Source organism: Pseudomonas sp. SZ40 (assembly GCF_052958135.1).
In genome coordinates, this window is sequence record NZ_JBQWIF010000072.1 from 1 (window position 1) to 9,258 (window position 9,258).

The 9,258-nt window shown below is 62.8% G+C and carries 7 protein-coding genes; 1 reads left to right on the forward strand and 6 read right to left on the reverse strand.

What is annotated here, in order from left to right; translation table 11 throughout:
* Positions 1-427: 427 nt before the first annotated feature.
* From ACT9T4_RS26370 to ACT9T4_RS26395, 6 genes are all read right to left on the reverse strand, one after another.
* Positions 428-883 (reverse strand): GNAT family N-acetyltransferase, encoded by a 456-nt coding sequence (locus ACT9T4_RS26370; RefSeq protein WP_042555012.1) that lies wholly within the window; start codon positions 881-883, stop codon positions 428-430.
* Between the two features lie 71 nt (positions 884-954).
* Positions 955-1,383 carry a group I truncated hemoglobin gene (locus tag ACT9T4_RS26375; protein WP_042555011.1) on the reverse strand — a complete coding sequence of 143 codons (429 nt, stop codon included), beginning with the start codon at positions 1,381-1,383 and terminating at the stop codon, positions 955-957.
* A 2-nt stretch (positions 1,384-1,385) separates the two neighbouring features.
* A complete protein-coding gene (locus tag ACT9T4_RS26380) occupies positions 1,386-2,207 on the reverse strand; it encodes a DUF3034 family protein (RefSeq protein WP_419761287.1) in 822 nt (273 codons plus the stop codon).
* A 41-nt stretch (positions 2,208-2,248) separates the two neighbouring features.
* Positions 2,249-4,555 (reverse strand): bifunctional diguanylate cyclase/phosphodiesterase, encoded by a 2,307-nt coding sequence (locus ACT9T4_RS26385; protein ID WP_042555009.1) that lies wholly within the window; start codon positions 4,553-4,555, stop codon positions 2,249-2,251.
* A complete protein-coding gene (locus tag ACT9T4_RS26390; RefSeq protein WP_179537610.1) occupies positions 4,542-5,222 on the reverse strand; it encodes a methylamine utilization protein in 681 nt (226 codons plus the stop codon). Before ACT9T4_RS26390 ends, ACT9T4_RS26385 begins: the two co-directional genes overlap by 14 nt.
* 190 nt (positions 5,223-5,412) lie before the next feature.
* On the reverse strand, positions 5,413-6,165 hold the full coding sequence (locus tag ACT9T4_RS26395; protein ID WP_499119811.1) for a helix-turn-helix domain-containing protein: 753 nt from the start codon (positions 6,163-6,165) through the stop codon (positions 5,413-5,415).
* 214 nt (positions 6,166-6,379) lie between these two features.
* Between ACT9T4_RS26395 and lon the strand changes: the two genes are divergently transcribed.
* On the forward strand, positions 6,380-8,767 hold the full coding sequence (gene lon, locus ACT9T4_RS26400) for an endopeptidase La (RefSeq protein ID WP_179537609.1): 2,388 nt from the start codon (positions 6,380-6,382) through the stop codon (positions 8,765-8,767).
* Positions 8,768-9,258 lie beyond the last annotated feature (491 nt).

Below are 9,258 nucleotides of genomic sequence, written 5' to 3' on the forward strand. Positions count from 1 at the left end.
AGCCGTAGGGTGGGGCTTTAGCCCACCAAAGCCATTCAACGCCGATGGTGGCTGGAGGTTCAGAGCATGCGGTTCAGTGCTTCGGGCTGTGGCCGTTGTTGTGGTGGGCTGAAGCCCACCCTACCCCAGGGGCATGACCGTAGGGTGGCGCTTTAGCCCACCAAAGCCATTCAACGCCGATGCTGGCTGGAGGTTCAGAGCATGCGGCTCAGTGCTTCGGGCTGTGGGCGTTGTTGTGGTGGGCTGAAGCCCAACCTACCCCAGAGGCATCAACCGTAGGGTGGGGCTTTAGCCCACCAAAGCCATTCAACGCCAGTGGTGGCTGGAGGTTCAGAGCATGCGGTTCGGAGCTTCGGGCTGTAGGTGTTTTGGGTGGTGGCTGAAGCCCACAGCAGAAACGAATCGCCAATTACCGCAGGGCTATCGCTTATGGCTCGCGGCGCATACCGATATGCGGGATGTCGTCTTCCAGATATTCGTCGGTCACTGCGACGAAACCGTAGCGGCCGTAGTAACCCTGCAGATGCGCCTGGGCCGACATAGAGACCGGGACGCCCGGCCATCGCTGGGCGCAGGCCTGCAGCGCCTGCTCCAGCATGCCGTGCCCGAGGCCGGTGCCGCGTGCGCTTGCAGCGGTTACCACACGGCCGATCACCACTTCTCCGTCATTGAGCGCCGGATCGAGCAGGCGCAGATACGCCACCAGTTCATCGCCCTGCCAGCCCAGCAGGTGGCAGGTATCACCGTCCAGGTCACGACCATCGACTTCCAGATAAGGGCAGTTCTGCTCGACCACGAATACCTGGGTGCGCAGCGCCAGGGCCGCGTACAGCTCGGTCTTGCTAAGCTCGGAATGGGGTTTGAGGTGCCAGGTAACGGACATGATCGGCTCACGAAATAGGCTGAGAGAGGGGTGCAGACTCTAAGCCTATTTCGTCGTGGATAAAACAGCGACTACTGCTCGATGACCTGCCCCCGCAGAGCCGCCAGGCGCGCCAGCAAGCGGTTCTGGGTCGGTGTTGGCACGCCTTCGCTTTCCATCGCCACCTGCAGGTTTTCGACCAGGGCATTGAAGTGACTGGGCGTCAGCTTCTGGCCTTTGTGGCTTTCTTCGAGGGTGTCGCCGGTATAGACGCACGGACCGCCCGCGATCACGCAGAACTTGTCGACCAGCTTGTCGCGCAGGCCGGCGATGTCGACCTTGGCGAAGAAGTGCACGATGCGCTCATCGCGGGCCACGTTGAGCAGCATGCCCTCGACGATGCGGGTGATGCCGGGCTTCTCGCCGAGCTCGCGGTACAGACTGTCGTCCTTGGCAGGCTGCTGTGCGCAACCGACCAGCAACAGCAGCGACAGGACCGCCACGCAGAATGAACGCAGCATGCTCAGAAACTCCCCTGCACGGACAGATAGGCACCGTTCTGGTTATCCAGCGTGGCGATCTCGCCCAGCCGCGCGTAAGCCAGTACCACGGCCAGATGCTTGTTGGGGAAGTAGCCAATGAACAGATCGGCCCAGTCGCTTTCCCCGGCGAAATTGAGGTTGTCCGGTTTCTCCCGATACTCGACGCCCACTGCCCACTGCCGGTTGAGCAGCACCGCCACTGAGCCTTCCTTGAGCACCGAATGGCGGTCGCGGCGGTCACCGCCGAAGCCCAGCAGGCCCAGCTCGTTGGCACGGCTGTAGCGCACGCCACCGTTGAGCAGCAGGTTGTAGCCGAAGGCGCCGCCCAGAATCAGTCGGCTGGCGGTCAGGTAGCCTTCGGTGTCTTCGTCACGCTGGGCACCGACCAGGCTGGGGATGAGGAAGTCTTTCTGGCGCTTGTGCTGAATGCCCAGCGATACCTGGGGTAGCTGGTCATAGATCAGATCGCCGAACAGCCGCACCTTGATACCGAAGATGTCCTGGCTGAGGCTGTTTTCCGGCAGGCTCAGGTTGCGCGCCAGGTTGCCCAGGTCGAGGCGCTGGCGCGCGTAGGAAAGCTCGATGCGATTGTCATAAGCGGCCGCCACACCGGCCACGTCGAGGCGGTAGTCACCGGTTTCCACCCGCGTGGCGAATACGTCAGCGCCCCACTCGCCCTGCTCGCCATAACCGGCCAGCACCGCCCAGGGGGTGATACCGCCACCGGCTGCGCCTTCCAGGCTGCTGGCACCGCCGGTGGCCAGCAGCCGCCCGTCACCGGCGACAGCAGCCGTGGTGAGCATTGCGAACAAGAGGCCGCCAGTCAGTTGGGACAAGGACATGGTCAATACACCAGGGAAACGGGAGAAGTTAAGGGCCGCTGCATCCAGGCCTCGAAGGCCTGCGCGGCCAACGGCCGGCTGATCAGATAACCCTGCACGCTGTCGCAATGCCAATGCTCGAGCAGATCCAGGCTGCGCTGCAGCTCGACGCCCTCGGCGACCACCTTGAGCCCCAGGCTGTGGCTCATCTCGATGGTCGAGCGCACGATCACCGCATCTTCGCTGGTGTCGTGCAGATCGCGGATAAAGGTCTGGTCGATCTTCAGTTCCTGCACCGGCATGCGCTTGAGCTGCGCCAAGGAAGAATAGCCGGTACCGAAGTCATCCACCGACAGGCCGATGCCCTTTTCGCGCAAGCCATGCAATACCTGCAGGGCCACGGCCGGGTTGAGCATCACGCCGCTCTCGGTAATTTCGAAGATCAGTTGTGAACCTGGAATCTGGTAATGCGTCAGCAGGCGACCGACCCGCGTCGGCAACTCGGCGTCGATCAGGTCCTCGGTGGAGATATTCAGCGAGAGCTGTACGACCTGCCCACGCTGACGCCACTCCTGCAACTGGCGGATGCCCTCTTCGATCACCCAGGCGGTCAGCATCTGAATGCTGCCGGTGCGCTCTGCCAGCGGAATGAATTCACCCGGCGAAACCATGCCGAATTGCGGGTGCTGCCAGCGCAGCAGCCCCTCGGCCTGGATTCTGCCTGGGTTGCGGATATCCAGTTTGGGTTGGTAATGCAGCAACAGTTCGTCCTGATGGGCGGCGCGGCGCAGGTCGCGGATCAGTTGCACCTGGCGCTGCTGGGCAACATCGCGGCCACTTTCGTAAAGCTGAATGCGACCCGCCAGATGCCCGGCGTCCTGCATGGCGATGGCCGCACGGCGCAGCAACTCTTCCGGGGTAGAGCCATCGGCGGGATAGGCGGCGATACCGATGCGGCAATCCAGGGCGATGTCCAGATTATCGACCCGAAAGGGCTTCATGGAGAGTTGCTGAACCCGGTCGGCGGTGGCCACCGCCCCCTCCATGTCACTTCCTTCGAGGAGCAGCACGAATTCGTCGCCGACCATCCGCGCCAGGCTGTCGGCCGGGCGCAGCGCCGCCTTCAGGCGATTGGCCAGTTGCTGCATGACCCGGTCGGTCCCCCCCGCTTCGCAGCTCTCGCTGACCGTGCGGAAGTTGCCGATGCCCAGGTAAAGCAAAGCGATGTGTCGCTGCGCCGAGATGGCACTGCCCAGACGCTCGAGGGCCAGGTTGCGATTGGGCAGGCCGGTCAGAGGATCGTGCAGCGCATTGTGCGCCAGTTGCCGCTCACGCTCGGCTACACCCTGCTGCATGCTTTGAAAGGCCTTGGCCAGGCTGCCCAGTTCGTCCGCACGGTCGAGCGCCAGCGGCACCTCGTAGTCGCCCTGCCCGACTCGCTCCGCCGCACCTGCCAGGCGGCGAATCGGCTGCGACAGGCTGCGCGCCAGCAACAGCGCACCAACCAGTGAGGCCAGCAGCGCGGCTACGGCGATGAAGAGGATCTTTCGATTGAGCGCCGCGACCGAACCGCGGGCCTGCTCCAGGGAACGTTGCAGCAGTGCCTGCACGCGGAAGCCGTCGCCACTGGCGAGCACCAGACGCTGCACCAGGAAGGGCTCGCCACCATGCAGCACCTCGCCGCTGTCACCCTCGAAGGCGATCATCGGCATGTCATCGAGCGTACTCACGCGCACGTCGGGCTGCCCCTCCATGCTACCGGTCAGGGTCAGTTCCAGGTGGGTCAGCTGGTTCAACTCGCGGGCGAAGCCTTCATCGATGGCAAATCCCATCACCAGTCGCGCGATGGGCAACGGCGCACTGACGGTGGCCTGTACCAGCAGGTAGATGCTGCCATCGAAAGGCATCAGGAAACTCTGCCCCTGGCTGCCCAGTTGCGTGTTGATCTGCTCGGCCCGCGCCGTCGACAAGGGCGCCAGGGTGCTGGAGGTCAGTTTGCCATCCATGTCGAACATCATCACCACACCGGCATTGATGCGCGCGCCATGGTTGAACAGCGCCGAGCGGATAGTCGCCTCGTCACCACTGGCCACCGCCTCGCGGAAGCCGAAATCGGTGGTCAGTACCTGGACCGCATCCCTGAGCTGCCGTGAGTGCACGTCGAGCAACTGCCCGAACACGCTGGTGCCGACATCCAGTTGCTCGCGTGCCTGGGTGCGAATCGACGCAGTGGTCGCCGCCTGGACGGCGAAATACAGCGCGCCGATCACCACGAGCAGCAGCAGGATCAGAACGCTGGCGATGCGCGCCTGGAAGCTAGTGCGAACCATGTTCCACGGCTTTCTTGAAGGCGTCCCCGAAGGCACTTGGCGGTGCGCCAGGCGGGTCGGTTTCACTCGGTGCCTCGATCGGCAACTGGAAGCGCTGCTGCACGGAGCCAGCCTCCACCTTCAGGGCAGCGCCCTGTTGCGGCAGCATGTCCGGCAAGGCGGAATGCCACAGGGTCACGCGGTAGTCCCCCGCCGGTAGATTGTCGATGGACAGCTTGCCCTGGGCATCGCTGACGGCGAACCAGGGATCATCGGTGATGTACACGTAGCCGACCATCCAGTCGTGGATATTGCAGCCGAGCACCACCAGCCCGGGCTTGTCGAACACGATCGGCGCGCTGGGCGTGCCCTGATACAGGCGCAACTCGAAGCGCTTGGGTGCCGAGAACGAGTAGACGTGATGGCGGATGTCGTCGCGGTTCGGAAAGGTCACCGCCGTGCCGGTGCGAACGGCCAGCACGGTGGGCACGAAGCGCATGTCCTGCTGGTCCATCACCGCCTTGCCCGGTGGTGCAGCGCCATTTGCAGGGCCCTGCAGGGTGACGACGGCGTTGGCCAGCGGCGCGCCCTTGGCGTCCACCAGTTCGCCCTGCAGGCTGGCGGCCTGAGCGGCGCCCAGTGCAGCGAACAACGACAGATGCAATACGAAAAGAAAACCTTTGGTCATGATGAACTCGTCCAGAACACGCGCGCCTCTTTGGGCCATAAACACGCCCCCATCTAATAACGGCAGAGCTGCTGGGAAGATTAGTCGGCAATGTAGATAAGTTCACACTTTTCCAGAAGCCAGACAAGGCAAATAGCCATCACAGGAGGGCGGGAGCGTGATAATTGGCTAGGCAGCTGGCTGAGGCGGCTTATTCGCTACCGCGCATGCGTTTTGGCGTAAGCCCCAGATAACGGCGCATGGCTGTGGTCAAGGCGCTCTGGCTGGAGAAGCCGCACTCCTCGGCAATGCGAATCAGCGGCAGGCCACTGCCACGCAATAGCCGCGTGGCGTGGTCGAGCCGCGCCTTGAGCAGGTACTGGTGCGGCGTAAGGCCAACGCTGTCCTTGAACTGGGCATGGAAGTGACTGGGGCTGAGGCAGGCCACGTGGGCCAGCTCGGCAACGCTGATGCGTCGCGCCAGGTTATCGGCGATGTACCCGTCGAGGCGTTGCACGTCCATCGAGCCATGCCCGCGCAGCGATTGCTCGCCGAACACCCGCAGATGCAGTGCGCGCAGCAGCACGCCACCCAGCGAACGGGCCAGCAGCGGATCGCTACCGTAACGCTCCAGCTCGGCGCCGGCGTAGCTCAGCAGGTGCTGGAAATCGGCATCCAGTTGCGGATAGCGCGGCGTGTCGAACAGATGGCCGAGCAATTGCAGGTCTTCGCTGCTTATGTCCTGCTCGTTGAGGTCGACGATCAGCATGCGATTGTCACCGATGCCGGCGAACTGGTGGTCGGCATCACCCGGCACCAGGCACGCGCGCATCCGGCACACCTCGCCACCCCGCCCGACCACTTCGAACTCGGCACGCCCCGACACCGACATCACCAGTTGATGGTGGTCGTGGGTGTGTTCGTGGGCCTGATCGTCCAGGCGCATGAGGCGGGCGTTGAGCATGATTCGCAACTCGATGGGCGATGCGCGCACTCTACCGCGTTGCATGGAAAAACTGTATGGGCCACGACAGGTGGAATGACCGCCACAGCACGAAACACCCGGCAAGCATTTCGAGAAGCCGCGGGCACGCAGATCGCGGGCTGCCGAGCGAATAAATATTGAAAAAAGCCAGCAGCACCCCATCTAACACTCAACGTGAAAAGACAGGTGCCGCATGAACGAACCGCAAGATATCGAGATCGCTTCGGAGCAGACCAGCCACAGCCTGATGCTGCCCGGCCAGAACCTGCCGGACAAACTCTATGTGATTCCGATTCACAATCGGCCGTTCTTCCCGGCACAGGTGCTGCCGGTGATCGTCAACGAAGAGCACTGGGCGGAAACCCTGGAGCTGGTCAGCAAGACCGAGCACCGCACTCTGGCCCTGTTCTACGTCGACCAGCCGGTTACCGACCCGCGCCATTTCGACACCTCCAGCCTGCCGGAACACGGCACCGTGGTGCGCATCCACCATGTCAGCAATGACGACGGCAAACTGCAGTTCGTCGCCCAGGGCCTGACCCGCGTGCGCATCCGCGGCTGGCTCAAGCACCATCGCCCGCCGTATCTGGCGGAAGTCGATTACCCACGCAACGCCAATGACTCCCGTGACGAGGTCAAGGCCTATGGCATGGCGCTGATCAACGTGATCAAGGAGTTGCTGCCGCTCAACCCGCTGTACAACGAAGAACTGAAGAACTACCTCAATCGCTTCAGCCCCAATGATCCGTCACCACTGACCGACTTCGCTGCCGCGCTGACCACTGCGCAATCGAAAGTGCTGCAGGAAGTGCTGGATACCGTGCCGATCCTCAAGCGCATGGAAAAAGTCCTGCCCCTGCTGCGCAAGGAAGTGGAAGTGGCGCGCCTGCAGAACGAGCTGTCCGCCGAGGTGAACCGCTCCGTGGGCGAGCACCAGCGTGAGTTCTTCCTCAAGGAACAGCTGAAGATCATCCAGCAGGAACTGGGTATCACCAAGGATGACCGCAGCGCCGATACCGAGCAGTTCAGCCAGCGTCTGGAAGGCAAGACCCTGCCTGACCAGGCTCGCAAGCGCATCGACGACGAGATGAACAAGCTCTCGGTGCTGGAGACTGGCTCGCCGGAATATGCCGTCACACGCAATTACCTGGACTGGGCCACCAGCGTGCCCTGGGGTGTTTTCGGCAAGGACAAGCTCGACCTCAAGCACGCCCGCAAGGTGCTCGACGACCACCACGCCGGCATGGACGACATCAAGGAACGCATCACCGAATTCCTCGCCGTGGGCGCCTTCAAGGGCGAGATCGCCGGCTCCATCGTCCTGCTGGTCGGCCCACCGGGCGTGGGCAAGACCAGTATCGGCAAGTCCATCGCCGAGTCACTGGGCCGCCCCTTCTATCGTTTCTCGGTGGGCGGCATGCGCGATGAGGCGGAGATCAAGGGTCACCGGCGCACCTATATAGGCGCCCTGCCCGGCAAGCTGGTGCAGGCGCTCAAGGATGTCGAGGTGATGAACCCGGTGATCATGCTCGACGAGATCGACAAGATGGGCAGCAGCTACCAGGGCGACCCGGCCTCGGCCCTGCTGGAAACCCTCGACCCGGAACAGAACGTCGAATTTCTCGACCATTATCTGGACCTGCGCCTGGACCTGTCCAAGGTGCTGTTCGTGTGCACCGCCAACACCCTGGATTCGATCCCCGGCCCGTTGCTCGACCGTATGGAAGTGATTCGCCTGTCCGGCTATATCACCGAAGAAAAGCTAGCCATCGCCAAACGCCACCTGTGGCCCAAGCAACTGGACAAGGCCGGCGTGTCGAGCAAGCAACTGTCGATCAGCGATAGCGCCCTGCGCGCCCTGATCGAGGGTTACGCCCGCGAGGCCGGTGTGCGCCAACTGGAGAAACAGCTCGGCAAGCTGGTGCGCAAGGCCGTGGTGAAGCTGCTCGAAGATCCGCAGAGCAAGGTCAAGATTGCCGCCAAGGATCTCGAAGGCTACCTGGGCATGCCGGTGTTCCGCAGCGAGCAGGTGCTGTCCGGTGTCGGCGTGATCACCGGCCTGGCCTGGACCAGCATGGGCGGCGCCACGCTGCCGATCGAGGCGACGCGCATTCATACCCTGAATCGCGGTTTCAAGCTGACTGGCCAGTTGGGCGAGGTGATGAAAGAGTCGGCGGAGATCGCCTACAGCTACGTCAGCTCCAACCTGAAGACTTACAAGGGCGACCCGACCTTCTTCGACGAGGCCTTCGTGCACATGCACGTCCCCGAAGGCGCCACCCCCAAGGACGGCCCGAGCGCGGGTGTCACCATCGCCAGCGCCCTGCTGTCCCTGGCTCGCAACAAGGCGCCGAAAAAAGGCGTGGCCATGACCGGCGAACTCACCCTCACCGGCCAGGTATTGCCGATCGGTGGGGTACGCGAAAAGGTCATCGCCGCACGCCGGCAGAAGATCTACGAACTGATTCTTCCCGAGGCAAACCGTGGTTCCTACCTGGAGCTGCCGGAATACCTCAAGGAAGGCATCACCGTGCATTTCGCCAAACGCTTCAGCGATGTCGCCAAGGTGCTGTTCGACTGATCGCGCCACGCAACTCAATGTAGGAGCCTGCTTGCCGGCGAAGCGATTTCACCCGCGACACCGTGGGTGAACTCATAACCGCCATCGCGAGCAAGCTCGCTCCTACAGTCGGAATTGGGGGCAATCCCGGAAAGCCTGGACGTGCCCCCATCCGTAGGAGCCAGCTTGCTGGCGAAGCGATTTCAACCGCGACACCGTGGGTGCATTCATAACCGCCATCGCGAGCAAGCTCGCTCCTACAGTCGGAATTGGGGGCAATCCAGCAAAGCCTGACGTGCCTCCATCCGTAGGAGCCAGCTTGCTGGCGAAGCGATTTCACCCGCGACACCGTGGGTGAATTCATAACCGCCATCGCGAGCAAGCTCGCTCCTGCAGTCGGAATTGGGGGCAATCCAGCAAAGCCTGACGTGCCTACATCCGTAGGAGCCAGCTTGCTGGCGAAGCGATTTCACCCGCGACACCGTGGGTGAATTCATAACCGCCATCGCGAG